At 73.1% G+C, this 25,721-nt stretch carries 25 protein-coding genes; 6 read left to right on the top strand and 19 right to left on the bottom strand.

Translation table 11 applies throughout. The features are described 5' to 3' along the window. Positions 1-25 precede the first annotated feature (25 nt). On the bottom strand, positions 26-2,353 hold the full coding sequence (locus ACFRU2_RS20110; RefSeq protein ID WP_382974030.1) for a bifunctional salicylyl-CoA 5-hydroxylase/oxidoreductase: 2,328 nt from the start codon (positions 2,351-2,353) through the stop codon (positions 26-28). Positions 2,354-2,387: 34 nt separating this feature from the next. Continuing rightward, a complete protein-coding gene (locus ACFRU2_RS20105) occupies positions 2,388-3,215 on the bottom strand; it encodes an enoyl-CoA hydratase family protein (RefSeq protein WP_243331536.1) in 828 nt (275 codons plus the stop codon). A 222-nt stretch (positions 3,216-3,437) separates the two neighbouring features. On the opposite strand from ACFRU2_RS20105, the gene ACFRU2_RS20100 reads away from it, so the two are divergent. Further along, positions 3,438-3,857 carry an ATP-binding protein gene (locus tag ACFRU2_RS20100; protein WP_274549995.1) on the top strand — a complete coding sequence of 140 codons (420 nt, stop codon included), beginning with the start codon at positions 3,438-3,440 and terminating at the stop codon, positions 3,855-3,857. 37 nt (positions 3,858-3,894) lie between these two features. On the opposite strand, the gene argF is transcribed toward ACFRU2_RS20100, so the two are convergent. The 5 genes from argF to ACFRU2_RS20075 all read right to left on the bottom strand — a co-directional run bounded on the left by argF (position 3,895) and on the right by ACFRU2_RS20075 (position 11,103). After that, complete coding sequence (gene argF / locus ACFRU2_RS20095; RefSeq protein ID WP_382973801.1) at positions 3,895-4,905, bottom strand: ornithine carbamoyltransferase; 1,011 nt, start codon at positions 4,903-4,905, stop codon at positions 3,895-3,897. Between the two features lie 157 nt (positions 4,906-5,062). Next, complete coding sequence (locus ACFRU2_RS20090) at positions 5,063-6,292, bottom strand: arginine deiminase (protein WP_382973799.1); 1,230 nt, start codon at positions 6,290-6,292, stop codon at positions 5,063-5,065. Between the two features lie 95 nt (positions 6,293-6,387). After that, positions 6,388-6,855, bottom strand: coding sequence for a hypothetical protein (locus ACFRU2_RS20085; protein WP_382973796.1), 468 nt, complete (start codon positions 6,853-6,855; stop codon positions 6,388-6,390). Positions 6,856-7,042: 187 nt separating this feature from the next. After that, positions 7,043-9,622 carry a polynucleotide kinase-phosphatase gene (locus tag ACFRU2_RS20080; RefSeq protein WP_382973794.1) on the bottom strand — a complete coding sequence of 860 codons (2,580 nt, stop codon included), beginning with the start codon at positions 9,620-9,622 and terminating at the stop codon, positions 7,043-7,045. Further along, the gene (locus ACFRU2_RS20075; RefSeq protein WP_382973791.1) at positions 9,619-11,103 is read right to left on the bottom strand and encodes a 3' terminal RNA ribose 2'-O-methyltransferase Hen1; all 1,485 of its coding nucleotides are present in this window, start codon (positions 11,101-11,103) and stop codon (positions 9,619-9,621) included. Before ACFRU2_RS20075 ends, ACFRU2_RS20080 begins: the two co-directional genes overlap by 4 nt. A gap of 68 nt (positions 11,104-11,171) precedes the next feature. Between ACFRU2_RS20075 and ACFRU2_RS20070 the strand changes: the two genes are divergently transcribed. After that, positions 11,172-11,417, top strand: a complete 246-nt coding sequence (locus ACFRU2_RS20070) for a hypothetical protein (protein WP_382973788.1) — start codon at positions 11,172-11,174, stop codon at positions 11,415-11,417. 117 nt (positions 11,418-11,534) lie between these two features. Further along, a complete protein-coding gene (locus ACFRU2_RS20065) occupies positions 11,535-11,957 on the top strand; it encodes a hypothetical protein (RefSeq protein ID WP_382973785.1) in 423 nt (140 codons plus the stop codon). On the opposite strand, the gene mmuM is transcribed toward ACFRU2_RS20065, so the two are convergent. After that, a complete protein-coding gene (mmuM, locus tag ACFRU2_RS20060) occupies positions 11,944-12,855 on the bottom strand; it encodes a homocysteine S-methyltransferase (protein ID WP_382973783.1) in 912 nt (303 codons plus the stop codon). The genes ACFRU2_RS20065 and mmuM overlap by 14 nt on opposite strands. Positions 12,856-12,868: 13 nt before the next feature. Beyond that, positions 12,869-13,792: an LLM class F420-dependent oxidoreductase gene (locus tag ACFRU2_RS20055; protein ID WP_382973780.1), complete on the bottom strand. Its 924-nt coding sequence runs from the start codon at positions 13,790-13,792 to the stop codon at positions 12,869-12,871. 200 nt (positions 13,793-13,992) lie between these two features. On the opposite strand from ACFRU2_RS20055, the gene ACFRU2_RS20050 reads away from it, so the two are divergent. Next, the gene (locus ACFRU2_RS20050; protein ID WP_382974040.1) at positions 13,993-14,280 is read left to right on the top strand and encodes a hypothetical protein; all 288 of its coding nucleotides are present in this window, start codon (positions 13,993-13,995) and stop codon (positions 14,278-14,280) included. A gap of 110 nt (positions 14,281-14,390) precedes the next feature. On the opposite strand, the gene ACFRU2_RS20045 is transcribed toward ACFRU2_RS20050, so the two are convergent. From ACFRU2_RS20045 to ACFRU2_RS20030, 4 genes are all read right to left on the bottom strand, one after another. Beyond that, positions 14,391-14,876 carry a DUF6099 family protein gene (locus ACFRU2_RS20045; RefSeq protein ID WP_243331552.1) on the bottom strand — a complete coding sequence of 162 codons (486 nt, stop codon included), beginning with the start codon at positions 14,874-14,876 and terminating at the stop codon, positions 14,391-14,393. 124 nt (positions 14,877-15,000) lie between these two features. Then, positions 15,001-15,402, bottom strand: a complete 402-nt coding sequence (locus ACFRU2_RS20040; RefSeq protein ID WP_382973777.1) for a nucleotide pyrophosphohydrolase — start codon at positions 15,400-15,402, stop codon at positions 15,001-15,003. Continuing rightward, positions 15,399-16,505 carry an ATP-binding protein gene (locus ACFRU2_RS20035; RefSeq protein WP_382973775.1) on the bottom strand — a complete coding sequence of 369 codons (1,107 nt, stop codon included), beginning with the start codon at positions 16,503-16,505 and terminating at the stop codon, positions 15,399-15,401. The genes ACFRU2_RS20040 and ACFRU2_RS20035 overlap by 4 nt, the downstream gene beginning before the upstream one ends. Positions 16,506-16,965: 460 nt before the next feature. Continuing rightward, the gene (locus ACFRU2_RS20030; RefSeq protein ID WP_250742110.1) at positions 16,966-17,361 is read right to left on the bottom strand and encodes a cell division protein SepF; all 396 of its coding nucleotides are present in this window, start codon (positions 17,359-17,361) and stop codon (positions 16,966-16,968) included. Between the two features lie 182 nt (positions 17,362-17,543). On the opposite strand from ACFRU2_RS20030, the gene ACFRU2_RS20025 reads away from it, so the two are divergent. Then, positions 17,544-18,275: a DUF2470 domain-containing protein gene (locus ACFRU2_RS20025; RefSeq protein WP_382973771.1), complete on the top strand. Its 732-nt coding sequence runs from the start codon at positions 17,544-17,546 to the stop codon at positions 18,273-18,275. Between the two features lie 85 nt (positions 18,276-18,360). Beyond that, entirely contained in the window at positions 18,361-19,281 is a 921-nt protein-coding gene (locus tag ACFRU2_RS20020; RefSeq protein WP_382973768.1) for an NADP-dependent oxidoreductase, read from the top strand. 31 nt (positions 19,282-19,312) lie between these two features. Here ACFRU2_RS20020 and ACFRU2_RS20015 read toward each other — a convergent pair whose 3' ends face one another. From ACFRU2_RS20015 to ACFRU2_RS19990, 6 genes are all read right to left on the bottom strand, one after another. Further along, positions 19,313-19,681 carry a 4Fe-4S binding protein gene (locus ACFRU2_RS20015; protein WP_382973765.1) on the bottom strand — a complete coding sequence of 123 codons (369 nt, stop codon included), beginning with the start codon at positions 19,679-19,681 and terminating at the stop codon, positions 19,313-19,315. Then, the gene (locus tag ACFRU2_RS20010) at positions 19,678-21,261 is read right to left on the bottom strand and encodes an FAD-dependent oxidoreductase (RefSeq protein WP_382973762.1); all 1,584 of its coding nucleotides are present in this window, start codon (positions 21,259-21,261) and stop codon (positions 19,678-19,680) included. Before ACFRU2_RS20010 ends, ACFRU2_RS20015 begins: the two co-directional genes overlap by 4 nt. After that, the gene (locus ACFRU2_RS20005) at positions 21,258-22,625 is read right to left on the bottom strand and encodes an LLM class flavin-dependent oxidoreductase (protein WP_382973759.1); all 1,368 of its coding nucleotides are present in this window, start codon (positions 22,623-22,625) and stop codon (positions 21,258-21,260) included. The genes ACFRU2_RS20010 and ACFRU2_RS20005 overlap by 4 nt, the downstream gene beginning before the upstream one ends. A 273-nt stretch (positions 22,626-22,898) precedes the next feature. Continuing rightward, entirely contained in the window at positions 22,899-23,792 is an 894-nt protein-coding gene (locus ACFRU2_RS20000) for an ABC transporter permease (protein WP_382973757.1), read from the bottom strand. Continuing rightward, positions 23,789-24,604: an ABC transporter ATP-binding protein gene (locus tag ACFRU2_RS19995; RefSeq protein WP_382973754.1), complete on the bottom strand. Its 816-nt coding sequence runs from the start codon at positions 24,602-24,604 to the stop codon at positions 23,789-23,791. Before ACFRU2_RS19995 ends, ACFRU2_RS20000 begins: the two co-directional genes overlap by 4 nt. A gap of 7 nt (positions 24,605-24,611) precedes the next feature. After that, positions 24,612-25,643, bottom strand: coding sequence for an ABC transporter substrate-binding protein (locus ACFRU2_RS19990; RefSeq protein ID WP_382973751.1), 1,032 nt, complete (start codon positions 25,641-25,643; stop codon positions 24,612-24,614). Positions 25,644-25,721: the final 78 nt, after the last annotated feature.

Genomic DNA, 25,721 nt, shown 5'->3' with positions numbered 1-25,721 from the left:
CTCCAGAACCCCTCTGGATGCGTGGCTACCCCCGCCCCGTGGGCGGCTTGCGGCTGCCCGCGAGGTAGGGGGCGGGCCAGGGTGCGGCCGGGCCGGTGTAGGACTGGTCGGCGGCCGCGTGCAGGGTCCAGTGCGGGTCGTAGAGGTGGGGGCGGCCGAGTGCGCAGAGGTCCGCCCGGCCGGCCAGCAGCAGGGAGTTGACGTCGTCCCAGGAGGAGATCGCCCCGACCGCGATCACCGGGACGTTCAGGGCGTTGCGGATCCGGTCGGCGTACGGGGTCTGGTACGCGCGCCCGTACTCGGGGGTCTCCTCCGCCACCACCTGTCCCGTGGAGACGTCGATGGCGTCGGCGCCGTGGGCCGCGAAGGCTCCGGCGATGGCCACCGCCTCCTCGGGCGAGGTGCCGCCCGGCGCCCAGTCGGTGGCCGAGAGGCGGACCGTCATCGGCCGGTCCGCGGGCCAGACGGCGCGGACCGCGTCGAACACCTCCAGCGGGAAGCGGAGCCGGTTCTCCAGCGGGCCGCCGTAGGCGTCGGTGCGGTGGTTGGTCAGCGGGGAGAGGAAGCCGGAGAGCAGGTAGCCGTGCGCGCAGTGCAGTTCCAGCAGGTCGAAGCCGCTTCTCGCGGCCCGGACGGCGGCGGCGGCGAAGTCGGAGCGGACGGCGGCGAGCTCGGCGGTGCTCAGAGCCCGGGGCACGGCCGAGACGCCGGGGCGGTAGGGCAGTGCGGAGGCGGCCACCAGGGGCCAGTTCCCCTCGGGGAGCGGGGCGTCCATGCCCTCCCACATCACCCGGGTCGATCCCTTGCGGCCCGAGTGGCCCAGCTGGACGCCCAGCGCGGTGCCGGGCGCCGAGGTGTGCACGAAGTCGGCGATCCGCGCCCAGGCTGCCGCCTGCCCGGCGGTGTAGAGGCCCGTGCAGCCCGGGGTGATCCGGCCCTCGGGGCTGACGCAGACCATCTCCGTCATCACCAGGGCGGCCCCGCCCAGCGCCCGCGCGCCGAGGTGTACCAGGTGGAAGTCGCCCGGCACGCCGTCGCCGTCCGCGCCCGCGCCCGCGCCCGAAGCCGAGTACATGTCCATCGGGGAGACCACGACCCGGTTGCGCAGGGTCAGGCCCCGCAGGGTGAACGGGGTGAACATCGGCGGGGTCCCGGCCCCGTCCGTTCCGTCGACCGGTCCGTCGTCCGGGCAGCCGAATTCCCGCTCCACGGCCCGGGTGAAGCGCGGATCGCGCAGGGCCAGATTCCCGTGGGTGACCCGCAGGCTGCGGGTCAGGAGGTTGAAGGCGAACTGCCGGGCGGGCTGCTCCACGTACCCGGCGAGCTCCTCGAACCACCGCATGCTCGCGGCCGCCGCCCGCTGGGTGGAGGCCACCGCCGGCCGGCGTGCGGCCTCGTAGGCGGCCAGTGCGGCCGGGACGTCCGGCTCGGCCTCCACCGCCCGGGCCAGGGCGAGCGCGTCCTCCACCGCCAGTTTGGTGCCGGAGCCGATCGAGAAGTGCGCGGTGTGCGCGGCGTCGCCGATGAGCACCGTGTTGCCGTGCGACCAGCGCGCGTTGACCACCGTACGGAACTGCGTCCAGGCCGAGCCGTTGCCCCGCAGCGGCCGTCCCCGCAGGGCCTCGCCGAAGATCTTCGCGCAGCGCGCCGCGGATTCCGCCTCGTCGCAGAGGTCGAAGCCGGCGGCCTGCCAGACCTCTTCGCGCATCTCGACGATCACGGTGGAGGAGTCGGCCGCGTACGGGTACGCGTGCAGCTGCACCACCCCGTGCTCGGTCTCCGCGATCTCGAAGCGGAAGGCCTCGAAGGGGAAGTCGGCGGCCAGCCAGATGTACCGGCACCGCCCGCCCGTCAGCGTGGGCCCGTAGTGCTCCGCCGCGGCCTCCCGGGTCCGGCTGTGCACCCCGTCGGCCGCGACGACCAGGTCGTACGAGGCTGCGAGCGCCTGCGGCTCGGGCGCCGGGGTGCGGAAGCGGAGCCGGACCCCGAGGCCCGCGCAGCGCTCGTGCAGGATCTCCAGGAGCCGGCGCCGCCCGAGCGCGGCGAACCCGTGGCCGCCGGAGGTCAGCAGGCGGCCCCGGTGCACGATGTCGATGTCGTCCCAGCGGACGAACTCGGCGCTCAGGGCCGCGTAGACCACGGCGTCGGCCGCTTCGATGCCGCCGAGCGTCTCGTCGGAGAGGACCACCCCGAAGCCGAAGGTGTCGTCGGGGGCGTTCCTCTCCCACACGTCCACCGCGTGCCCCTGCCGGGCGAGCAGCGCGGCGGCGTACAGCCCGCCCGGGCCCCCGCCGACCACGGCGACCCGCAGGGCGGCGCCCTCCCGGCCGGTGCTCATCGCGCCGGTGCTCATCGAACCGGTGCCCATCGAACCGGTGCCCATCGAACTACCGGCCCTTCCACTGGGGCGGCCGCTTCCCGGTGAAGGCCGCGTGGAACTCCCGGTAGTCCTCGCCGTTCATCAGCAGGGCCTGGGTGTTCGCGTCGAGTTCCACCGAGGCGGCCAGCGGCATGTCCAGCTCCGCGGTCAGCAGCGCCTTGGTCTGCGCGTACGCGAGGGCCGGACCGGCGGCGAGGTGCGCGGCGAGCTCCGCCGCGCGCACGGAGGCCTTGCCCTCCTCGGTGACCTCGCTGAGCAGCCCGATCCGCTCGGCCTCCGGGGCCCTGACCTGCTCCCCCAGCATCAGCAGCCGGGTGGCGTGCCCGAGCCCGACGACGCGGGGCAGCAGGTACGCGGCGCCCATGTCGCCGCCGGAGAGGCCGACCCGGGTGAAGAGGAAGGCGAAGCGGGCGGTGGGGTCGGCGATGCGGAAGTCGGCGGCGAGCGCGATGACGGCCCCGGCGCCGGCGGCGACCCCGTGGACGGCGGCGATGACCGGGAAGGGGCATTCGCGCAGGGCGCGCACGACCTGTCCGGTCATCCGGTTGAAGTCGAGGAGCTGGGCGGTGTCCATCGCGAGGGTGGCGCCGATGATCTCGTCGACGTCGCCTCCGGAGCAGAAGCCGCGCCCTTCGCCGCCGAGCACGAGGGCCCGTACGGAACGCTCACGGGACAGTTCGGCGAGCAGGTCGCGCAGGTCGGCGTAGGCGCCGAAGGTGAGCGCGTTGAGCTTCTCGGGGCGGTCGAGGGTGACGGTGGCGACGCCGTCCCGCCGGTCCACCCGGAGGTGGTTCCAGCGTTCGGTCGCGGGTGTGGAACCGAGGAAGGGACTCACCCTCCCGAAGGTATCACCGGTCCATGACTGTCGTCAGGGAAGCGCGATAACCGTGGGTCCGTGCCGCCGGCCGGACTCCACACGTACCGAAGGTCCCGAGCCGGTGTGCCCGACGTCCCTTGCGATCACGTCGGGGTGCCCTACGGCCGGACATTTCCACTTCGTATCGTTGAAAACAGGATTTCCCCCGCCCCTACGACCCCACGGAACGGACGGCCTGCCTTGCCCGAACCCTCCGCCTGGCGGATAGCCCTGCCGCACACGACGGCGGCCGTACCCATCGCCCGCGCCCTGGTCCGTACGGCCCTCGCCGACATCGACGCACCCGCCGACAGCGACACCGCCGAACTGCTCACCGCCGAACTGGTCGCCAACGCCGTGGAGCACACCCCCGGCGACGCCCCCATCGAGCTCGTCGTGGAACTGCTGGCGAACGGCTGCCAGGTCGAGGTCCACGACGGTGATCCGCAGCCCCCCGCCGACCTGACCGCCCCCGGCCCGGACGACGCCCATCCCGACCCCTGGCAGGAGCACGGCCGCGGCCTGCTGCTGATCCGGACCCTGAGCTCGGCCTGCGGGCACCGCGCCACCCCGCACGGCAAGGCCGTGTGGTTCACCCTGCCGTCCCGGGCGGCCCTCTAGGGCGCCTGGGCCCCGGTGCCCCCGCCCCGACGCATGACTATGCGGCCGACTCCGCGAGGGTCGCGACGAGCACGGCCTTGATGGTGTGCAGCCGGTTCTCCGCCTCGTCGAAGACGACGGAGTGCCTGGACTCGAACACCTCGTCCGTCACCTCCAGCGACTCCAGCCCGTGCCGCTCGTGGATCTCCCGGGACACCTTGGTGCCGAGATCGTGGAACGCGGGCAGGCAGTGCATGAACTTCACGTCCGGGTTCCCGGTGGCGCGCAGCACGTCCATGGTGACGGCGTACGGGCTCAGCGCCTCGATGCGCTCGTCCCAGACCTCCTTGGGCTCCCCCATGGACACCCAGATGTCGGTCACCACGAAATCGGCCTGCCCTACGCCCTCCGCGAGGTGCTCGGTGAGCGTGATCCGGGCGCCGCTGGCGGCCGCCAGCTCGCGCGCCGCGGCCACCACGGGCGCGGCCGGCCAGTAGTGCTCCGGCGCCACGATCCGTACGTCCATGCCCAGCAGCGCGCCGGTGACCAGGTACGAGTTGCCCATGTTGAAGCGGGCGTCGCCGAGGTAGGCGAAGGAGATCCGCTCCAGCGGCTTGGTGCAGTGCTCGGTCATCGTGAGCACGTCGGCCAGCATCTGGGTGGGGTGCCAGTCGTCGGTGAGGCCGTTGAAGACGGGCACGCCGGCGTGTGCGGCGAGCTGCTCGACGGTGTCCTGCGCGTCACCGCGGTACTGGATGCCGTCGAACATCCGGCCCAGCACCCGCGCGGTGTCCTTGACCGATTCCTTGTGGCCCATCTGGGAGCCGGAGGGGTCGAGGTAGGTGGTGTGGGCGCCCTGGTCGGCGGCGGCGACCTCGAAGGCGCAGCGGGTGCGCGTCGAGGTCTTCTCGAAGATCAGGGCGATGTTCTTGCCCTGGAGGCGGCGCCGCTCGGTCCCGGCCTTCTTGGCCGCCTTGAGTTCGGCGGCGAGCTCGACCAGGCCGCGGAACTCGGCGGCGGTGAAGTCGAGCTCCTTGAGGAAACTGCGGCCGACAAGATCGGTGGCCATGGGGGCGCTCCAGAGTCACGGTGACAGGGGATGCTGGAAGTCTATACGACGGACTGCATTGATATACAGACCTTCGCATACGGGCGGACCTCGGCGTTCCCCGCCCCCTGGTTCCCCGGCGTCCCCCGCCCCGCCTCGCCCCCGCCCCCGCCCCCGGCTAGGCCACCGCGTCCCGCTCCACCGGACAGCTCATGCAGCGCGGCCCGCCCCGTCCCCGTCCCAGCTCGCTGCCCGGGATCTCGATCACCTCGATGCCCTGCTTGCGCAGGTGGGTGTTGGTCGTGACGTTCCGCTCGTACGCGACGACCACGCCCGGCTCCACGGCCAGCACGTTGCAGCCGTCGTCCCACTGCTCGCGCTCGGCGGCGTGCACGTCCTGGGTCGCCGTGAGCACCCGGATCGCGTCCAGCCCGAGCGCGGCGGCGATGGCCCGGTGCATGTGCTCCGGCGGATGGTCCGTCACCTTCAGCTCGCTCGGCCCGCCGCCGGGCTCAATCGTGTAGGAGCGCAGCATGCCCAGGCCCGCGTACTGGGTGAACGTATCTGCGTCGACCATCGTCATCACCGTGTCCAGGTGCATGAACGCACGCCGCTTGGGCATGTCGAGCGCCACGATCGTCGTCGCCGACCCGGCGGCGAACAGCCCGCGCGCCAGCATCTCCACCGCCTGCGGGGTGGTCCGCTCGCTCATCCCGATCAGCACGGCGCCGTTGCCGATGACCAGGACGTCGCCGCCCTCGATGGTCGAGGGATAGTCGGCCTGCCCCTGTGACCAGGTGTGGAAGGGCCCGGAGCCGGTGAAGAGCGGGTGGTGCTTGTAGATGGCCTCGAAGTGCACGGTCTCGCGCTGCCGGGCCGGCCAGCGCATCGCGTTGATGGACACCCCGTCGTAGATCCAGGCGGAGGTGTCCCGGGTGAAGAGGTGGTTGGGCAGCGGCCCCAGCAGGAAGCCGTCGAGCTCCAGGGCGTGGAAGCGGACCGACACCGGCTCCGCGTGCCGCTCCAGGAACTCCCGCTTGGTCATCCCGCCGATCAGCGCCTCGGCCAGGTCCCCCGAGGGGAGTCCGTCGAAGACCGCCCGCAGGTGGTCGGTGGCGAGCGGACCGTACTCCTTCTCGTCGAAGACCCGGTCCAGGACGAGGTGTCTGGCCTCCGGGATGTCCAGGGCCTCCACCAGCAGGTCACCGAAGAGGTGGACCTCCACTCCGCGGTCGCGCAGTACGTCGGCGAAGCCGTCGTGCTCCTGGCGGGCCCGGCGCACCCACAGCACGTCGTCGAAGAGCAGCGCGTCCTTGTTGCTCGGCGTGAGCCTCTTCAGCTCCAGGTCGGGCCGGTGGAGGATGACGCGGCGAAGCCGCCCGGTCTCGGAATCGACATGGAATCCCATGCCGTACACGTTCGCAGACCGGGCGGCTTTTTGACGTGGCGTCGGCTCAGCGGGTTCGGACCGCCCGATCCGGCGGCGATCCGGGGCCCGCCGGTTCAGCGCAGGCCGAGCAGGGCCTCCGGGGTGCCGGTGAGGTCCGGGGCGATGACGCCCAGCGCGGGGGCGGTCACGTTCGGCAGCCCGTGGTTGGACGCGTCGGGCATGGTCAGCGGGGAGCCGACGAGCAGTCCCGGGGTACGGGTGCGCACGGTGGTCGCGGGTGCGTCCAGCGAGCCCTCGCCGTCCGTCTCGGGCTTGCCGAGCAGGTTCGGCACCGGGGAGGTGAGGAGGGTGTCCCCGAGCTCGGTGCCGATCGGCACCGCCGGCAGAAGCGGGCTCGGCAGCATGTCGCCCTTGTGGAACCGGGGCGCCTCGGGTGCTCCGACCACCGGCACCGGCACTCCGGTGGCCAGGTGCGGGACGTCCACGCCGAGCGTGGTCCGCACCGCGTCCAGGGGGACTCCCACCGGCACCGCGTCGGCCATGGCCGGGGTGGCCGCGCCTGCCGCGGCCATACAGGTCATGAGTGCCGCAATGCTTCCGCGCGCGGTCATCTTCATAGGTGACGTTCCGTCCTTCCAGGGTCGCGGACATTCCGCTGCCCTGGATGAACGATCCCGCCGGTGGTTTTCCCGGAGTTCTCCGCGAAAGTTCCCCCATACGACCTAATGAGCGGCCGTACGGGGGCCTTTCCTTGACGCCTCGGCGGCTTCAGAGCCGCGGGTCCACCGGCTCCGACTCCAGCGCGAGGACGGCGAAGACCGCCTCGTGGACCCGCCACAGCGGCTCCCCGGCCGCCAGCCGGTCCACGGCCTCCAGACCGAGCGCGTACTCGCGCAGGGCGAGCGAGCGCTTGTGTCCGAGGTGGCGCCCGCGCAGCCGCTCCAGGTGGTCCGGACGCGTGTACTCGGGACCGTAGATGATCCGCAGGTACTCGCGTCCGCGCACCTTCACCCCCGGCTGCACGAGCCGGCCCTTGCCGTCCTTGGCGTACGCCTGGAGCGGTTTGACGACCATGCCCTCGCCGCCGGCGGCCGTCAGCTCCAGCCACCAGTCGGTGCCCGCCCGTACCGAGGCCTCGTCGGCGGTGTCCACCAGGATCCGGCCGGTGCGGCGCAGCAGTCCGGTCCCGGCGGCCTCGTCGGCGGCGACGAGCCGGTCCAGCCAGAACAGCTGCTCGTCGTGGGGCACGGCCGCCAGCGAGCGTCCGGCCACCGCCAGCAGCTGGAACGGGGCGAACCGTACGCCGTCCAGCCCGTCGGTGCTCCAGCAGTAGCGCCGGTACGCCTCGGTGAACTTCGCCGCGTCCGCGGCCCGCCCGCGCTGGCGCTCCAGGAGCTCCCCGGTGTCCACGCCCCGGGCCGCGGCCGCCTCCAGGGCGGCGAGGGCGTCGGGGAAGACGGCTCCGGAGGCCGCGCCCACGGCGGCGTACTGGTTGCGCAGCAGGCCGGCGGACTTCAGCGACCAGGGCAGCAGTTCGCCGTCGACGAGCAGCCAGTCCGTGTCGAGCTCCTCCCAGAGCCCGGCGTCGGTGACCGCCGCCCGCAGCCGGGCGAGGACCTCCTCGGTGACCTCGGGGTCCTTGAAGAAGGGCCGTCCGGTACGGGTGTAGACGGAGCCGGTGGGGCCGTCGACCCCGAAGTGCTCGCGGGCCGCGTCGGCGTCCCTGCAGAGCAGCACGGTGGCCCGGGAGCCCATGTGCTTCTCCTCGCAGACGACCTGGGCGATGCCGTCCTTGCGGTACTGCGCGAAGGCCTCGGCCGGGTGCTCCAGGTAGCCCTCATCAGCGGCTCCGCCGCGGGCGTCGATCTGCGAGGTGGCCGTCGGCGCCATGGTCGGCGGGAGGTACGGCACCAGGCGCGGGTCCACGGCGAAGCGGCTCATCACCTCCAGGGCGGCGGCCGCGTTCTCCTCGCGGACGTTGACGTTGCCCAGGTGCCGGGTCTCCACGATCCGGCGGCCGTGGACGTCGGCCAGGTCGAGCGGACGCCCGTCATGACCGCCCGGTACCTCGGTGACCAGCGGCTTGACCGGCTCGTACCAGACCTTCTCGGCCGGTACGTCGACCAGCTCGCGCTCGGGCCAGCGCAGGGCGGTCATCTTCCCGCCGAAGACGGCTCCGGTGTCGAGGCAGATGGTGTTGTTGATCCAGGCGGTGTTCGGGACCGGGGTGTGGCCGTAGACCACGACGGCCTTGCCCCGGTAGTCCTCGGCCCACGGGTAGCGCACGGGCAGCCCGAACTCGTCGGTCTCCCCCGTGGTCTCCCCGTACAGGGCGTGCGAGCGCACCCGGCCGGAGGTGCGGCCGTGGTACTTCTCGGGCAGCCCGGCGTGACACACCACGAGCTTGCCGCCGTCGAGGACGTAGTGGCTGACCAGGCCCTGGATGAAGGTGCGGACCTCCTGGACGAACTCCGCCGGCTCCGCTTCGAGCTGCTCGATCGTCTCGGCGAGGCCGTGGGTCCGCTGGACCTTGGACCCCTTGAGGTGGCGGGCGAGCTTGTTCTCGTGGTTTCCGGGCACGCACAGGGCGTTGCCGGAGCCGACCATGCCCATCACGCGGCGCAGCACGCCGGGACTGTCCGGGCCGCGGTCGACGAGGTCGCCGACGAACACGGCGGTGCGGCCCTCGGGGTGGGCGCCGTCCTGGTAGCCGAGCTTGGCGAGCAGGGTCTCCAGCTCGGAGGCACAGCCGTGGATGTCGCCGATGATGTCGAAGGGGCCGGTGAGGTGGGTGAGGTCGTTGAAGCGCTTCTCCAGGACCACCTCGGCCGACTCCACCTCCTCGGGCGTGCGCAGCACGTGCACCTTGCGGAAGCCCTCGCGCTCCAGCCCGCGCAGCGAACGCCGCAGGTCGCGGCGGTGGCGCTGGATGACCGCACGGGGCAGCTCGGCCCGCTCCGGGCGGCCCGCGTTGCGCTCGGCGCAGACCTCCTCGGGCAGGTCGAGGACGATCGCGATGGGCAGGACGTCGTACTCGCGGGCGAGCTGGACCAGCTGCCGGCGGGACTCGGCCTGGACGCTGGTGGCGTCGACCACGGTGAGGCGGCCGGCGGCGAGCCGCTTGCCCGCGATGTAGTGCAGGACCTCGAAGGCGTCCTTGCTGGCGCTCTGGTCGTTCTCGTCGTCGGCGACCAGGCCCCGGCAGTAGTCGGAGGAGATGACCTCGGTGGGCTTGAAGTGCGTGCGGGCGAAGGTGGACTTGCCCGAACCGGTCGCACCGATCAGGACGACGAGGGACAGGTCGGTGACGGGAAGAACGCGCTTGCGGTCGGTGATGTCGGTGGTCATGCTGCCTCGCCCTCCTTCGGGGTGTCGGTGACGGTGGTGGCGGTGTCCAGGGTGAAGACGGCCATCTGGGTCGGCGGCCCCACCTCGGGGTCGTCGTCCCCGACGGGCAGGTACGCGACGGAGTAGCCGTGCCGGGAGGCGACGTCCCCGGCCCAGGCCCGGAACTCCTCGCGGGTCCACTCGAAGCGGTGGTCGCCGTGCCGGACGTGCCCGGCGGGCAGGGTCTCCCAGCGGACGTTGTACTCGACGTTCGGCGTGGTCACGAGGACCGTGCGGGGGCGGGCCGAGCCGAACACCGCGTACTCCAGGGCGGGCAGCCGCTCGGGGTCCAGGTGCTCGATGACCTCGCTGAGCACGGCCGCGTCGTAGCCCACGAGCCGCTTGTCGGTGTACGCGAGCGAGCCCTGCATCAGGCGGACGCGGGAGCTCTGCCGCTCCCCCATCCGCTCCAGCCGCAGCCGCCTCGCCGCGATGTTCAGCGCCCGGACGGACACGTCCACTCCGACGATCTCGGTGTACGCCGGGTCCTTGAGCAGCGCCTGTACCAACTGGCCCTGGCCGCAGCCAAGATCGAGGACGCGGGCCGCACCCGCTGCCCCCAGCGCGGCGAGGATCGCCTCGCGGCGCAGCACGGCGAGCGGTACGGGCCGCTCTTCCGTGTCGCTCGCCTCGTCCACCGCGTTGTCGAGCTCCTCCACCTCGCTGCCGTCGGCCTCGGCGAGGCGGACCAGCTCCAGCCGCTCCAGGGCGTCCTGGGTCAGCCGCTTGTGGCGGGCCAGGTAGCGGGAGGTGATCAGCCCGCTCTCCGGGTGTTCGGCGAGCCAGCCGTCTCCGGCGCGCAGCAGCTTGTCCACCTCGTCGGGGGCTATCCAGTAGTGCTTGGAGTCGTCGAGGACGGGCAGCAGGACGTACAGGCCGCGCAGGGCGTCGGAAAGCCGCAGCTCACCCTCCAGGACGAGGCGTACGTACCGGGAGTCGCCCCACTCCGGGAAGGTCTCGTCGAGCGCGACCGGGGTGGCCGTGACCGACTCCCAGCCGAGCGGGCCGAACAGCCGGCGCACGAGCTCGGCGCCGCCCCGGGCGGGCAGGACCGGGATCTCGATGCGCAGCGGGCGCACCTCGCCGGGCAGCTCGGGGCGGGCCGCGCACTGCCCCTTCAGTGCGCTGCGGAACACCCCGCTCAGGGCGACGGCCAGCAGCGAAGAGGCGGCGTACGGGCGGTCGTTGACGTACTGCGCGAGCGCGGCGTCCGGGGTGCCGCCCTGCCCCTTGCCCTGACCGCGCCGCACGAGCGCGACGGGATCCACTTCCAGTAGCAGGCCCGCCGTGCACCGCTCGTCCGTGGCTTCGGGGTAGAAGACGTGGGCGGTGCCGTGGGAGGTGGAGAACGCCTGCGTCTTGCCGGGATGCTTGTGCAGCAGGAAGCCCAGGTCGGTGGCGGGACGCTCGGCCGTGCCGGTCGTGGAGATCGTCAGGAACATGCGAGCGATTGTTGCTGGTCAGCGGTGTTGCCCGCGCCCTATTTTCCGGCGGCGCCTACCGTCGAATCATGAGCGGCATCGTTGTTGTGTACGAGCTCGACCAGCCGGTGGCGGGGTCCGTCCACCGGGTGCACGCCGCGCCCACCGCCCCGGGAGGCGGCACAGAGCGCGGCCCGCGGACCATGTGCGGCAAGGACACCTTCGCCATGGAAACGGCCGACTGGAAACCGTCCGACCATCCGGGCGCCTGGTGCCCGCCGGAGTACGCCGACGCGGTGTGCCCCGGCTGCGAGGCGGTGATGGGCGAGGATTAGGCCCCCTCCGGGGTGATGACGTCTCCATCATGACAGGTCAGAGGCCGTTTTCGTAGGACGGACGGCACAGCCGATCCGCCTTGTCCGGGGCCCTGCGCGGACCACAAGATCTCCCTCATGAATCCCACGGAGAACATCAATCACGACGCCGTGCTGCGAGCCCGGGTGGCGCTCCTCGGATCGGGCACGCTGCCCGTCCGGGAGCGGGTGGCCGCCTATCGCGTCCTCGTCCGGGTGAGTCCGTTGGCCTATCTGCCGCTGCTGGCGGCCGCGTTGTTCGCGTACAGCCGTCAGGAGTTCGCCCACCGGCCCGGGATAGCCCTTGCCCTGCGGGCCGAGTCCGTCGCCGCCGCGCGCCGGATGTGCGCGCTGGAACCCGAGGAGACCCAACTGCTCCTCACCGCACTGGTGCACCACCGCGAGCAGCTGCTCCTGATGGAGCGTCCGGAGGAACTGGCCGCCGTGGAAGCGGAGATGGAGGCGCTCGTGGCCTCGGGCGGCGGATCTCCGGGCGTGCGCTGGGACCTCAGCGGAGCGTAGCGGCCAGTTCCGCGATGCGGTCGGGGCCGATGCGGCAGCAGCCGCCGATGAGCCGGGCCCCGGTGCGCCGCCAGGCGGCCGTGGGCCAGGGGGCGGGGGTGGCCGGGGCCCGCCAGGTGGCGGTGACGGGCTCCCAGACCGAGCCGTCGTTGGGGTACGCCAGCAGCGGTTTCGCGGTGACGGCGGCGGCCGCTTCGAGGGCGGGCAGGACCTCCGCCGGGTCGCAGCAGTTCACGCCGACGGCGATGACCTGCGGGGACCCGGCGGCGAGGGCGAAGGCCTCGGCCAGGGGCTGCCCGGCCCGGGTGCGGCCGTCCGCCACCGTGTAGCTCAGCCAGGCGCGGGCTCCGCTCTCCGCGAGCACGGTGAGCAGGGCTTCGGCCTCGGTGGCGTCCGGGACGGTCTCCAGGGCCAGGAGGTCGGGGCCCTCGGCCAGCAGCGCCGCGATCCGGGGCCGGTGGAAGTCGGCCAGCTCCCGCACGCTCAGGCCGTACCGGCCGCGGTACTCGGAGCCGTCCGCCAGCACCGCCCCGTACGGGCCCACGGACGCGGCGACCCACACCCCGTGCTCCGCGGCCCGGGCCGCCGCGTCGGCCAGCCGCACGCTGCGCCGCAGCAGGGCGGTGGTGCGCTCCGGGCCGTAGCCGCGCCGGGCGAAGGCGGCGTACCCCACCTGGTAGCTCGCGGTGATCAGCACCTCGGCGCCGGCCCGGGCGTAGGCGGTGTGGGCGGCCGTCACCTGCTCCGGCCGCTCGGCCAGGACCCGGCCCGTCCACAGGCCGCCGGACAGGTCGCAGCCCTGGTCGGCGAGCTGGTTGCTCAGCCCGCCGTCCAGGAGCACGGTCCGCCCGCCGGGGCCGGCCAGGGCCTCGGCGAGCGGCCGGGATGCGCGGGGCACGGTGGCCGTCCCGTCAGCCGAGCTGGGACTGGACCCGGGAGGAGATCAGCTCCAGGTGGTCCAGATCGGAGAGGTCGAGCACCTGGAGGTAGAGGCGGGAGGAGCCGACCGCCTCGTAGGCTCCGATCCGGTCCACCACCTCGGCCGGGGAGCCGGCCAGGCCGTTGGCCTTGAGTTCCGCCACGTCCCGGCCGATGGCGGCGGCCCGCCGGGCCACCTCGGCGTCGTCCTTGCCCACGCACACGACGAGCGCGTTGGAGTAGACGAGGTCGCCGGGCTTGCGGCCGGCCTCCTCGAGGGCCGCGCGGACCCGGCCGAACTGCCGCTCGCTGTCCGCGATCGAGGCGAACGGCATGTTGAACTCGTCCGCGTACCGGGCCGCGAGGCGCGGGGTGCGCTTCGCGCCGTGGCCGCCGATGAGGACCGGGATCTTGTCCTGGGCCGGCTTGGGCAGCGCCGGGGAGTTCTCCACCTGGTAGTGGACGCCGGCGTAGTCGAAGGTGGCGCCGGGCTCGGTGGCCCACAGGCCGGTGACGATCTCCAGCTGTTCTTCCAGCCGGGCGAGGCGCTCGGCCGGGAAGGGGATGCCGTACGCCTTGTGCTCCTCCTCGAACCAGCCTGCGCCCAGGCCGAGTTCGATCCGGCCGCCCGACATCTGGTCGACCTGTGCGACCTGGATGGCGAGCACGCCGGGCAGCCGGAAGGTGCCGGCCGTCATCAGGGTGCCCAGCCGGATCCGCTTGGTCTCGCGGGCCAGGCCGGCCAGGGTGATCCAGGCGTCGGTGGGACCGGGCAGACCGTCGGCCGCACCCATGCGCAGGTAGTGGTCCGAGCGGAAGAAGGCGTCGAAGCCGAGGTCCTCGGTGGCCTTGGCGACGCTCAGGAGGGTGTCGTAGCTCGCGCCCTGCTGGGGCTCGGTGAAGATACGGAGATCCATGACTCCATCCTGCCCCTTCGGCCCCGGCCGGGTGAATCTGCGTCAACCGGGCGGTCGCCGCCGCCCGCGCCAGTGACCAGCCCGGATGGGGATCGTTGGCTCGGACGGAGCCGGACCGCCCGGCCCGCGCGCCGGCGGCCTTCGCCGGTGCGTCCACCGCCCCCTTCCGCCCCGGAAGGGCCAGGGCCGAGGAGGCCGCCATGTCCCAGGAGTCCGCGCCGGAGACCCTCCGGCAATCCCGTCAGGACTGCCAGACCGGACAGGCAGCGCACGACCACGCACGCCAGGAGTCCGCGGTACCCGCCCAGGGCGGCGCACCGAAGGGCCTGCTGCAGCAGATGGAAGAGCTGATGGCGGCGCTGAACGCCGACCTCTCACAGCTCGACGCCGACCTCCAGTCCTCCACCGACCGCAGCCCCGGCACTGCGCTGCACCAGGACGGCCGCACCCCGGAGACCGGAGACCGCCCGTCCCACCGCACCTCCTGACCGCCCGGGTCCCGTCGCCCGCGACGGGACCCCACCGAAACGCCCCGAACGCCGAAGCACCCCGACTCGGGCGCCCCCGTCTGGAGCCGCGCCAGCCCGGACCACCCCGCTCAGGCCACGCCGGAGGCGGATCCCCGTTCGCGGACGGCCATCCGGCGCAGGATCGCCCGGACGCGGTCGCTCGACTCGTCGGCCGCGTCTATCGACTCTATGCACTGCCAGTACAGACCCTCGTCGTCCGTCCCGCAGGCCACCCCGACCAGCGCTATGCCCACTTCGCCGAGCAGCGCCTGGAGTCCGAGCAACGCCTGCCGGGCGTCCGTCACCTCGGTCAACTGCGCAGCCCGGGGCGGGAGATCGGGCGCATAGCCCTCTCCGCGCAGAGCCGCCCGGTCGAGCACCCCGCAGCCCCTGCCCCCCGCTTCACCCAGCCCCCGTGCCTCCGATCTCAGCTCCGGCGGCCCGGTGACCGCCAGCCAGCTGCCAATGCCCTGCGCGAGGGCCTGTGCCTGCCAGGCCTCGCCCACGATGTCCCAAGCCGCCCCGCTCTGCGCCAGCGCGTGCCGGCCGGCTGCGATGAGCCGTACCGCGTCCATATGCCGTCCCCCGTCCGCACGACATCTTGCCGTTCTCTCCACTACCCAGAGTGAGGGCAACGGGCCGGTAAAGCCAGGGGTATTCGGAAATTGTGGACACCGAAGATGGTTGTGGATATCGCCATCACTCCGAAGAGTGACGGTCCGCCCCCGGAGTGCCCGGGACGGGAAACCTCAGCTCGTTCCGGTCGATCTTCGCGGCGAGCGCATCCAGCACATCGACCCCGAGAACCTCACAGAACTGCAGCAGATAGGCGAGTACGTCCGCCACCTCATCGGCCACTCTGTGTGCGGTGTCCGGCTTCTCCATGACCCTGGCGGACTGTTCGGGCGTCAGCCACTGGAAGATCTCCACCAGTTCGGACGCCTCGACGCTCAGCGCCACCGCCAGGTTCTTGGGCGTGTGGAAGGGTTCCCATCCGCGCGCCGCCGCGAACTCCGCCAGCCGCCGCTGGAGCAGGTCGATCCGCTCGCCGGCACCCTTCTCTTCCCCGGTCACTCCACTCACTCCACGCTCTTCGCTCATGCACCCAGGTCTACCACCGAGATCCCCGCGACCCCCCGGGCGGCCGTCGCGCAGGCCTCGCCCGCGGAGGCGGCCAGCCTGACCTGCCCGCGCCCGCACGCCAGTACGGCCAGCCGCAGCAGTTCGTCGGTCTGCCGGCCGTCCAGGTCCCGGTCGAAGCCGTCCGCGAGCACCGCCAGCGCCTGCCGCGCGGTGGGCAGTTCGGCCGCCGGATCCACGTCCAGGACACCCGGCCCGGTCAGCAGCACCAGCGCGAGCGCGAGGAAGCGCAGCTCGCCCGCGCCCAGCCGGGCCAGCTCGGTGGCGGGCCTCGACGGGCCCCGGTCCAGCAGGCCGGTGACCGGGCCGCCCTCGGGAGCCCGTACGTCCAGTCCGGCCACCCACCCCGCGCACCCGGTCCGGGCGGCCCCGGTGAGCAGCCCGTACCGGGTGCCGCACTCCAGGCGGGTCCGGCGCAGTACGTCGGCCAGGTTGGCGCAGTCGGCCAGCAGCCTCCCCTCCCCCGGCGCGACGGGCTCCCGCATCCGCTCCGGGCGGGGGTCGCAGGGGAACACCGAGCGCAGCGCGACCACGACTTGTTCGGCGGCGGCCAGCACCTGCCGCTGCCCCTCGGTGGCCCCGGCCACGCGCAGCGGGAGCAGCGCGGTCCCGAGCCGGTCGTCGGGCAGCGGGGCCCGGGTGACCCCGGTGGATCCCCCGGTCAGCCAGGCCGCCTGGACGGACCGTCGCCCGGGGTCGCGCAGTGCGGTGGCGAGGAGGATCTGCCCGTCCACCGAGAGCCGTTCGCCGACGATCCGCAGTGCGGGCTCCGCCTGGACGGCGAGGTCGAGCCGGACCGGCCCGGCGGGGCCGTCGACCGTACAGCCGATCCGGAACCCCCGCCGCCGCTCCGCGTCGGGCGCCGCCCGGTCGGGGATCCGGGCCCGCGGATCGGGAAACACCTCCTCCAGCGTGGCCCCGGCGCCCAGGGCGGCCAGCGCCCCGTAGGCCTCCAGCACCTGGGACTTGCCGCTCCCGCTCGGCCCGGCGAAGAAGGTGACGGGCCCGAGCGCGAACCGGGCCCCGCGGTGCGCCCCGTAGGCGGAGAGCCGCAACTCGGTCACGGCCGGCCGCAGATGCGGGGCGCCTGCGGCGGGCGGAGCCTGGGCCGGAACCTGCGCCGGGGCCGCCCCCGAAGCCCGGGCCGGAGCAACGGCCTGGGCGGGAACCGCGGCCCGGGCCTCAGCCGGAGCTGCGCACCGGCTCACGCCTAACCCTTGATCGGCGAGCACGGCGGAACCCCCGGAGGTGGTGGCCATCCCGGAAGCCGAGGGGCCATCAGGCCCTGCGGAGGCAAGGGAATCGGCAGAGCCGACCGCCACGGCGGCAGGCACGGACGAAGCCGGGGCGGGCACGGACGAAGCCGAAGCCGGGGCGGGCGCGGCCGAGGGCGCGGCCGGGGCGGGCGCGGCCGAGGGCGCGGCCGGTGTGGTGGAGGGGGCGAGGCGCGAGGTCATGCGCGGGACGGTACGGGCCGCCGGACCCCCCGTGGGTCCGGCGAACCGTTCCGCCCGCGGGACCTTCCTACGATCGGGGGACGGCCGCGGCCGCGATCCCCTCCACCTCGGTCCCGACGGGCGCCAGCAGGAAGACGTTGCGGTCGACCCGGTGCATCCCGCTGCCCAGGCCGAAGACCACGCCACTGCTGAAGTCCAGGATCCGCTTGGCGACTTCGCCGTCCGCGCCCGTGAGGTCCAGCAGCACCGGGATCTGCGCGATCAGGTACTCCGCCACCTCCCGCGCGTCCGCGAAGACCTGGACCCGGATCACCACGAAGCGCCGCTGCTCCGCCGCGGACGCCCCGGGAACCGTGGGGATCGTGCGGTGATCCACCCGGGAGGGCCACTCGTTGCGACTCCGCAGGGGGACCACCTGCGCGAGCCCCTCCCACTGTTCGTCGGTGACGTCGTACCTGCTCACCAGGCCGCCTCGGCCTTGCGCTTCATGTGCATCCCCCCATCCTCTCGCGTTTCACCCGTTCAGCCCAACACCGACACGAGGCAGCCGGGAAGCCCCTCCGACTACCCCTCACCCGCCCGGTAGGTTAGGTTAGGCATACCTAAGTACGCGCCATCTCGCCACTCGGGACGACGGAGATCCACATGCACCTGCCCCTGCTGCTGCCCACCGACGCCGAGCGGATCCGGTCCGTCCTGGCCGCCGCCCACTCCATGACCGTCGTCACCGACGGGCAGCGCACGGAGATCCGCCACCTCGACGGCACCGACCCCCTCGGCCGGCTGCACCTGCACCCCGCCGAACCGGGCGGCGGCGACGAGCACCGCCCCGCGATCCGGCTGGAGTTCACGGACGTCGCGCCCACTCCCGTGCGGGACCGCGTGCGCGCCCGGGTCACCCTCGTCGGCCGCCTGCTCACCCCCTTCGCCGCATCCGCGGACGAGGGCTCCGGATCCACCTGCATGGAGTTCGGCCGGGCCGTCCTCGAAACCGCCGACGGCGCCCGCTCGTACGTCGGCCTCGACGAGCTGGACGCGGCCCGCGTCGACCCGCTCGCCCCCTACGAGGCCGGGATGCTCACCCATCTCCTCGACGACCACGCCGAACTCGTCACCCTCCTGCTGCGCCTGGTCCGGCCGCAGCCCGCGGCGGAGGCGCGGCCGAAGGCGGGCGCCGGGTCCGCCGTCCTGCGCGCGCTGCCGCTCGCCATGGACCGGTACGGGATCACCCTGCGCCTGGAGGAACGGCGCGGCCACCACGACGTACGGATCCCCTTCCCCTCCCCGCTCGACGACGTGGAGCAGTCCGGGGCGCAGATCCAGGCCCTGTTCAGCGCGGCCCGGCGCAGCTCGCACCGCAACACCCTGCCCGCCTGAGCGGCCCCTCCCGGGAACGGGCCGTTCCGGAAGAAGATCGCCGAAACCCGGAACAACGCTCCCCCGACGGCCTGTTGGAAAGATCATGAAGGCCATCACATACACCGCATACGGAACGCCCGACATCCTCGCCCTCACCGAGGTTCCGGAGCCCAAGGTCGGTCCGGGCGAGGTCCTCGTCCGCGTCAAGGCCGCCGGCGTGAACCCGGTGGACTGGAAGCTCGCCGCCGGATACCTCGATTCGATCCTCGAGGTCCGCTACCCGGTCATACCCGGCTGGGACGTCGCGGGGGTCGTCGAGGCGGTCGGCGAGGACACCTTCGACTACGCCGTCGGCGAGGAGGTGTACGGCTACGTCCGCAAGGAGTGGGTGGAGCTGGGCACTTACGCCGAGCTGGTCTCCGCCCCCGTCCGCACCCTCGCCCGCAAGCCGCGCGAGCTGACCTTCGAGCAGGCCGCCGGCATCCCGCTGGCCGGGCTCACCGCCTACCAGTCGCTCACCCGGGTGGGCCTCAAGGCCGGCGAGACCGTGCTCATCCACTCCGCCGCCGGCGGCACCGGCTCCTTCGGCGTGCAGATCGCCGTCGCGCTCGGCCTGCGCGTCATCGGCACGGCCGGCGCGCACAACCACGACTACCTGCGCTCGCTCGGCGCCGAGCCGGTCCTGTACGGCGAGGGCTTCGCCGACCGGGTCCGCGAGCTGGCGCCCGAAGGGGTGGACGCCGCCCTGGACTTCTTCGGCGACGACGTCATCCCGGTGCTCCGGTCCCTGGTCAGGGAGGAGCACCGGGTGGTTTCCATCGCCGACTACACCGCGGCCGCCCAGGGCGCGCACCAGCTGTGGGTCCGCCCGGACACCGCCGACCTGACCTTCCTGGCCGAGCTCGCGGACGAGGGCAAGCTGACGGTCAACGTGGAGCACGCCCTGCCGCTCGCCGAGGCGGCGAAGGCCTGGGAGCTGAGCGCCACGGGCCGCACCCGCGGGAAAATCGTCCTTACGGTCTGACCCGGTCCGACCCGGGGCACGGCCCCTTCGCTCAGGAGGTGATCGGCGGCGCCGTCCCGCCGCCGCCCGCCGGGCCGAGCGAGGGGCCGACCGCCCGCAGGGCGCCCGGCGTGCGCCCCTCGCCCCAGCCGATCTCCCGCCGGTAGCTGCCGAGCAGGCCGCGGCCGGCGAGCCCGGCCACGTCCCGTACGGCCGGGTCCTCGGGCACCGGCCGGGTCAGCGGGGACACGAACAGCGCGTCCACCGGGCAGTTGGCCTCGCACAGGAAGCAGGTCTGGCAGTCCTCCTGCCGGGCCAGCAGCGGGATGCCCTCCGGGCCCCGCTCGAAGACGTCGGTCGGGCAGACCTCCACGCACTTGTCGCAGGCGATGCACCGCTCGGCCGAAACCAGTTCGATCATGCGACCAGCTCCGCCGGTCGCGTCCAGACCCGGTCGAGCCCGCCCGTCACGATGCGGTGGTGCTGCGCCGGGTCCTGCCCCGGGTGGTCGAGCCGGCGGGCCATCCCGCGGCTCTCCGTACGGGCCAGCGCGGACGCGTACATCCAGCGGGCGTGCGCCGTCATGGCCGCCGCCTGCCGGACCTTGACCAGCCCGGCACCCTCCCCGCGCACGGAGCCGCGCAGCTGCGCCCACACCTCGTCGAGGGAGCCGAGGGCGCCTCCGAGGACGGAGCCGCGCCGCAGGTAGTTCTTGTCGTACGGCAGCACTTCCTCCTGGACGAGCCGTACGAGTTCCCGTGCCTCGCCGGGCCCGGCAGCGGACCCGGAGTCCCCGGTCGGCCGCAGGCCCGCCCCGCCGGCCCCGGTGACCGGCCGGAAGGCGGCCCGGCCCGAACCGAGGGAGAGGGCGTACCGGGCCGCGCCGGCCCCCGCCCAGCTGCCCGAGGACATCGCCCAGGCGGCGTTGTGGCTGCCGCCTCCGGTGAAGCCCCCGCAGATCTCCTCCCGGGTGGCCGCGTCCCCGGCGGCGTACAGCCCGGGGACCGTGGTGGAGCAGTCCTCCCCGGCGATCCGGATCCCGCCGGTGCCGCGGACGGTGCCCTCGGCCAGCAGCGTGACGGAGAAGCGGTCGGTGAAGGGGTCGATGCCGAGCCGGTCGAAGGTGAGGAAGAAGTTCGGCTGCGCGAGCCGCATCGCGGCCTGCGCGGTGGCGTCGGCCCGGTCGAGGCGGGCGTAGACCCGGGCTCCGGTGAGGAGTTCGCGGGCGATGGCGGAGCGGCCGCCGAGGCTGGCGGCGCCCTCCAGGACCTCGCCGTCCTCCCGGTAGAAGGACGCGAAGGAGTAGAACGCCGTCTTGGTGACGGAGGTGCCCTCGGGGGCGATCCCGTAGGAGTTGGAGAACTCCATGCCGGACAGCTCGGCCCCCGCCTCGGCGGCGAACAGTGCGCCGTCCCCGGTGTTGGTGTTGGTGCCGAGCGCGCCGCTGAGGAAGGCGCAGCCCCCGGTGGCCAGGACGACGGCGCCGGCCCGGACCCGGTAGGGCTCGCCGGCCTGGCGGCGGTAGCCGGCGGCGCCCGCGGCGGCGCCGTCCGCGTCGGTCAGCAGCTCGGTGACCGGGCTGTGGTCGAGGATCCGGACCCCGGCGCGGCGGATCCTGATGCGCATCCGCCGCATGTACTCGGGTCCCTGGAGGCCGTTGCGCAGCGGCCGGCCGTCGGGGCCGGTCGGGAAGGGGTAACGCCCTTCGTCGGCCAGCTCGTTCATCCGGTCGTACGTCTCGTCGAGGACCCGGGACATCCACCGCCGGTCGGCGAGGTACCCGCCGAGCCCCTCGCGGCTCGCCATCGCGGCCTCGCGGGCCGCGGGCTCCGGCGGGACGTACCAGACGCCGGTGCCGCCGGCGGCGGTCGCCCCGCTGGTGCCGCAGTAGCCCTTGTCCGCGAGGACCACGGAGGCCCCGGCCCCGGCCGCCTTGAGGGCGGCCCAGGCGGCGGCGGGGCCCCCGCCGACCACGAGCACGTCGGCCACGTGCTCGCTCACGCCTCGGCTCCGTGCCCGGCCGCTGCGGCTGCCGCGGCGGCGGCGGTGTAGCGGTTGGCGGGGCGCGCCAGGCCGTAGTTCTCGCGCAGGGTGCTGCCGGTGTACTCGGTGCGGAAGAGGCCGCGGCGCTGCAGGATCGGCACGACCTGGTCGACGAAGTCGGTGAGCCCGGTGGGGAGCACCGGAGCCATGATGTTGAAGCCGTCGGCGGCCCCCTGGGTGAACCACTCCTCCAGCTGGTCGGCGATCTGCTCGGGCGTCCCCGCGAAGACGCGGTGGCCGCGGCCCGCGCCCAGGCGGGCGATCAGCTCGCGCAGGGTCAGGCCGCCCTCGCGGCGGGCGAGCTCCGCGACGAGCGTGAAGCGGCTCTTGTTGCCGTTGATGTCCCGCTCCTCGGGCAGCTCGGGCAGCCCGCCGTCGAGCGGCAGCCCGCTGAGGTCCACGCCCAGCACGTTGGAGAGCTGCGCGAGGCCGTACTCCGGGATCTGCAGCTCGGTGAGTTCCTGCTCCAGGGCCCTGGCCTCGGCCTCGGTGGAACCGATGACGGGGGCGATGCCGGGCAGGACGAGCAGCTCGTCCTCGGAGCGGCCGTACTTGGCGAGGCGGGACTTGAGGTCCTTGTAGAAGGTCTGCCCGTCGGCGAGGGTCTGCTGGGCGGTGAAGACGGCCTCGGCGTACTGGGCGGCGAACTCCTTGCCGTCCTCGGAGGATCCGGCCTGCACGAGCAGCGGGTGGCCCTGGGGGGTGCGGGGCACGTTGAGCGGGCCGGCGACGCCGAAGTACTCGCCGCGGTGCGCGGCGGGGTGGAGCTTGTCGGTGTCGGCGTAGACGCCGCGCTCCTTGTCGAGGACGATCGCGTCGTCCTCCCAGCTGTCCCACAGCTTGGTGGCCACGTCCAGGAACTCCCGGGCCCGCTCGTAGCGGAGGTTGTGCTCCAGGTGCTCTTCGCGGTTGAAGTTGCGGGCCTCGTCGACGCTGCCGGAGGTGACGATGTTCCAGCCGGCGCGGCCGCCGCTGATGTGGTCGAGGGAGGCGAACTTCCGGGCCAGGTTGTAGGGCTCGTTGAAGGTGGTGGAGACGGTGGCGATGAGCCCGATGTGCTCGGTGACGGCGGCGATCGCGGAGAGCAGGGTGAGCGGCTCGAAGCCGCCGACGGCGTTGTAGCGGGCCTTGCCCCAGAGGGCGACCCCGTCGGCGAAGAAGATCGAGTCGAGCAGGCCGCGCTCGGCGGTGCGGGCCAGTTCCTGGAAGTAGCGCAGATCGGTGATCCGCTCGGGGCTGCTGGAGGGGTGGCGCCAGGCGGCGTCGTGATGTCCCGCGTTCATGAGGAAGGCGTTGAGGTGGAGGGTCCGGGGTGCGGTCATGTCGTGTCCTCGGGGTACGGGGGCCCCGCGGGGCGGGGGCCGGGAACAGGGAGCGGGCCGAAGCGGCCCGGGGCCCCGGGGGGCATGGCGGAGGCCGGGGGCCGTGACCGGAGGCCGAGGGGCCTGGCCGGGCCGAAGGCCGGGCGTCAGGGCGGTGGCCCGGGACCCTGGTCAGGGCTCCCGGGCCGGACCGGAGGCAGGCGGCCCCGACCCTGGCCAGGGGCCCAGGCCGGGGTCAGGGCCGGGGCCGGAGCCAGGGCCGAGGGCCCGGGGTCAGGACGGGACGCGCCAGGTGCTCAGGCGGCGTTCTATCGTGACGAGGATCTGGTTGAAGGCGAGGCCGATCGCGGAGATCGTGACGATGCCCGCGTACATCTGCGGGATCGCGAAGTTGAACTGCGAGGCGTTGATCAGGTAGCCGAGGCCCGCCTTCGCGCCGATCATCTCGGCTGCCACCAGGACCAGGATGGAGACGGCCCCCGCCAGGCGGATGCCCGTGAAGATGACCGGTACCGATGCGGGCAGGATCACCTTCTGGAACAGCTTCGGGGTGGACAGGTCCATCGAGCGCGCCAGTTTCACCAGGGTCGGGTCGGCGTTGCCCACGGCGCTGATGGTGTTGAGGAGGATCGGCCAGACGCAGGCGTAGACGACGATCGAGACCTTCGAGGTCTCCCCGATGCCCAGCAGCAGGACGAACACCGGCAGCAGCGCGAGCGCCGCCGTGTTGCGGAACACCTCCAGCAGCGGCCCGAGCAGCGCCGCCACCGGCCGGTACCAGCCGATCAGCAGCCCCAGCGGGACCGCGACGGCCACCGCGATGCCGAATCCGCCGAAGGAGCGGGCCAGGCTCGCCTTGCTGTGCTCGGCGAGCTGCCCGTTGCCCAGCAGCTCCCACCAGGCCTTGGCGACCTCGCTCACCGGCGGCAGGAACGTCGCGTCGACCAGCCCCAGCCGCGGCGCCGCCTCCCACAGGGCCAGCAGCGCGAGGATCGCCGCCGAGCGCAGGGCCGCCGCCCGCAGCCCCCGCAGGACGCGCAGGGCCAGCGCCGTGGCCGGTGCCCGTACGGGGGCCGGCGCGGGGGTCCGTACCGCCTCGGGCGCGAGGGTCCGTACCGCCGTCGCCTCCACCGCCTCCTGCACCGCCGCTTCCACCGTGGTGCTCATACGGCGACCTCCTCCTTCTCCAGTTGCTGGGCTCGGGCCACCTCGTCGTGGAGCAGGGTCCAGATCTCGTGGCGGTAGCGGGCGAACTCCGGGCTCGAGCGCAGGTCTTCACCGGTGGCCCCGGTGGCCCGGTCGCCGAACGACACGGGGACGACCTGCTTGACCCGGCCGGGGCGGGAGGTGATGACGGCCACCCGCTGCCCGAGGTACACGGCCTCTTCGATGCCGTGCGTGATGAACACGATCGTCTTGCCTGTGCTCTGCCAGATCCGCCGCAGTTCGTCCTGGAGGGACTCGCGGGTCTGCGCGTCGAGCGCCGCGAACGGCTCGTCCATCAGCAGCACGTCCGGGTCGTACGCGAGCGAGCGCGCGATGGCGACCCGCTGGCGCATGCCGCCGGACAGTTCGTGCGGGTGCCGGTCCTCGAACCCGGTGAGACCGACGAGGTCCAGGAACTCCCTTGCCTTCGCCGCTCGTTGGCGGCGCGGGACGCCGGTGGCCTCCAGACCGAACTCGATGTTGCCCAGCGCGGTGCGCCACGGCAGCAGCGCGTACTGCTGGAAGACGATGCCCCGGTCGAGCCCCGGCCCGGTGACCGGTTTGCCGTCGAGCAGGATCCGGCCGGAGGTGGGCGGGGTCAGGCCGCCGAGCAGGTCCAGGAGGGTGGACTTGCCGCAGCCGCTGGGGCCCACTACGACCACGAACTCCCCCGAACCGATCTCCAGGTCGATGCCGTCGAGGGCGGTGAACTCCTTCTTCTTGTCCTTCGTCGGAAAGGTCTTCGTCACGGACTCGAACACGATCTTCGCCATGGTGCCGTCAGCCCTTCCCGGACGCGTTGAACTCGTTGGTGTAGAGGTCGGCCGCCTTGAGCTGACCCTTCTTGATCTCCCCGCGCTCGCCCAGCCAGTCGATCCACAGCTGGAACTCCTTGTCGGCGATCCGGCCGCCGGGCTCGGCGACCCCGTAGGAGCGCCAGTACTGCAGGGTCGAGGTGTCCTCGTTGCGGCCGCGCTTCTTGACGATCTCCGTCATCCGCGCGATGACCTCCTCGCGCGGGGTGGCGCGGGACCAGTCGATGGCCTTGCCGACGCCCGTGGTGAAGGTGCGGACGGTGTCCGGGTTCTCCTTGATGAACTTCTTCGTCATCACGTAGGAGCCCGCGCTGAACGCGCCGAGCAGTTCGAAGTCCTTGAACAGCGGCCGGATGCCGCCCGTGGCCAGGGCCTTGTCGCGCAGCACGCCGCTGAGGACGCCGACCTCGATCTGCTTCTGTCTCAGGGCCTGTTCGGTGTTGACGGGGGGCACGACGAGCGATTCGACCTTGGCCGCGTCGCCCTTGGGGATGCCGTTGCGCTCCAGGTAGATGTCGAGCAGGGCCTGGGCGTGGGCGCCCAGGGTGTTCATGCCGACCTTCTTGCCGATCAGGTCCCGGGGGGACCGGATCGGGCTGTCCTCCAGGACGTAGTAGCCGAGGTAGGTGTCCTTGTCGGAGCCGTAGTAGGAGGTGACGGCCTGGATCTGGGCCTTGCTGGACGCCAGTTTGACGATCGCGCCGTTGAAGGCGCCGCCGAAGTGGGTCTGGCCCGTGGCCGCGGACTGGATGTCCTGGGGGCCGCTGATGGTGTTGCCGACCCATTCCAGGGTCAGGTCGCCGAGATAGCCCAGGTCGGCGGCGAGCTCGGGCAGGCTCACCGCGCCGACGTTGCCCTGGTACTTCAGGGTGGTGACCTGCTCGCCCCGGGAGCCGGAGGCGGTCGCCGTCCCGCAGCTCACCGCGGCCGCCGAGATGCCGAGCAGGGTGAGGAACTGGCGTCGGGAGGTACGGGTGGTGGTGAAGGCTGCGGACATGGCGATTCCTTGTCGATCCGGGTCGGGCGAGTCAGGCAGGTCGGGCGGGGTGGGCGGGTCGGGCGGGTGATGCCGTAC

Origin of the sequence: Streptomyces sp. NPDC056883, from assembly GCF_042788835.1 — a bacterium.
Lineage (GTDB): Bacteria > Actinomycetota > Actinomycetes > Streptomycetales > Streptomycetaceae > Streptomyces > Streptomyces stoeckheimensis.
The sequence above is the reverse complement of the archived record's forward strand: the minus strand, read 5'-3'. Positions and strand labels throughout refer to the sequence as shown.

Excerpts from the sequence above, each read along its gene's own strand:
- ACFRU2_RS20110 (WP_382974030.1), bottom strand. The coding sequence starts at position 2,353 with ATGAGCACCGGCGCGATGAGCACCGGCCGGGAGGGCGCCGCCCTGCGG.
- argF (WP_382973801.1), bottom strand. The coding sequence starts at position 4,905 with ATGGCCACCGATCTTGTCGGCCGCAGTTTCCTCAAGGAGCTCGACTTC.
- ACFRU2_RS20090 (WP_382973799.1), bottom strand. The coding sequence starts at position 6,292 with ATGGGATTCCATGTCGATTCCGAGACCGGGCGGCTTCGCCGCGTCATC.
- ACFRU2_RS20085 (WP_382973796.1), bottom strand. The coding sequence starts at position 6,855 with ATGACCTGTATGGCCGCGGCAGGCGCGGCCACCCCGGCCATGGCCGAC.
- ACFRU2_RS20080 (WP_382973794.1), bottom strand. The coding sequence starts at position 9,622 with ATGACCACCGACATCACCGACCGCAAGCGCGTTCTTCCCGTCACCGAC.
- ACFRU2_RS20075 (WP_382973791.1), bottom strand. The coding sequence starts at position 11,103 with ATGTTCCTGACGATCTCCACGACCGGCACGGCCGAGCGTCCCGCCACC.
- ACFRU2_RS20070 (WP_382973788.1), top strand. The coding sequence starts at position 11,172 with ATGAGCGGCATCGTTGTTGTGTACGAGCTCGACCAGCCGGTGGCGGGG.
- ACFRU2_RS20065 (WP_382973785.1), top strand. The coding sequence starts at position 11,535 with ATGAATCCCACGGAGAACATCAATCACGACGCCGTGCTGCGAGCCCGG.
- ACFRU2_RS20055 (WP_382973780.1), bottom strand. The coding sequence starts at position 13,792 with ATGGATCTCCGTATCTTCACCGAGCCCCAGCAGGGCGCGAGCTACGAC.
- ACFRU2_RS20050 (WP_382974040.1), top strand. The coding sequence starts at position 13,993 with ATGTCCCAGGAGTCCGCGCCGGAGACCCTCCGGCAATCCCGTCAGGAC.
- ACFRU2_RS20045 (WP_243331552.1), bottom strand. The coding sequence starts at position 14,876 with ATGGACGCGGTACGGCTCATCGCAGCCGGCCGGCACGCGCTGGCGCAG.
- ACFRU2_RS20040 (WP_382973777.1), bottom strand. The coding sequence starts at position 15,402 with ATGAGCGAAGAGCGTGGAGTGAGTGGAGTGACCGGGGAAGAGAAGGGT.
- ACFRU2_RS20025 (WP_382973771.1), top strand. The coding sequence starts at position 17,544 with ATGCACCTGCCCCTGCTGCTGCCCACCGACGCCGAGCGGATCCGGTCC.
- ACFRU2_RS20020 (WP_382973768.1), top strand. The coding sequence starts at position 18,361 with ATGAAGGCCATCACATACACCGCATACGGAACGCCCGACATCCTCGCC.
- ACFRU2_RS20015 (WP_382973765.1), bottom strand. The coding sequence starts at position 19,681 with ATGATCGAACTGGTTTCGGCCGAGCGGTGCATCGCCTGCGACAAGTGC.
- ACFRU2_RS20005 (WP_382973759.1), bottom strand. The coding sequence starts at position 22,625 with ATGACCGCACCCCGGACCCTCCACCTCAACGCCTTCCTCATGAACGCG.
- ACFRU2_RS20000 (WP_382973757.1), bottom strand. The coding sequence starts at position 23,792 with ATGAGCACCACGGTGGAAGCGGCGGTGCAGGAGGCGGTGGAGGCGACG.
- ACFRU2_RS19995 (WP_382973754.1), bottom strand. The coding sequence starts at position 24,604 with ATGGCGAAGATCGTGTTCGAGTCCGTGACGAAGACCTTTCCGACGAAG.
- ACFRU2_RS19990 (WP_382973751.1), bottom strand. The coding sequence starts at position 25,643 with ATGTCCGCAGCCTTCACCACCACCCGTACCTCCCGACGCCAGTTCCTC.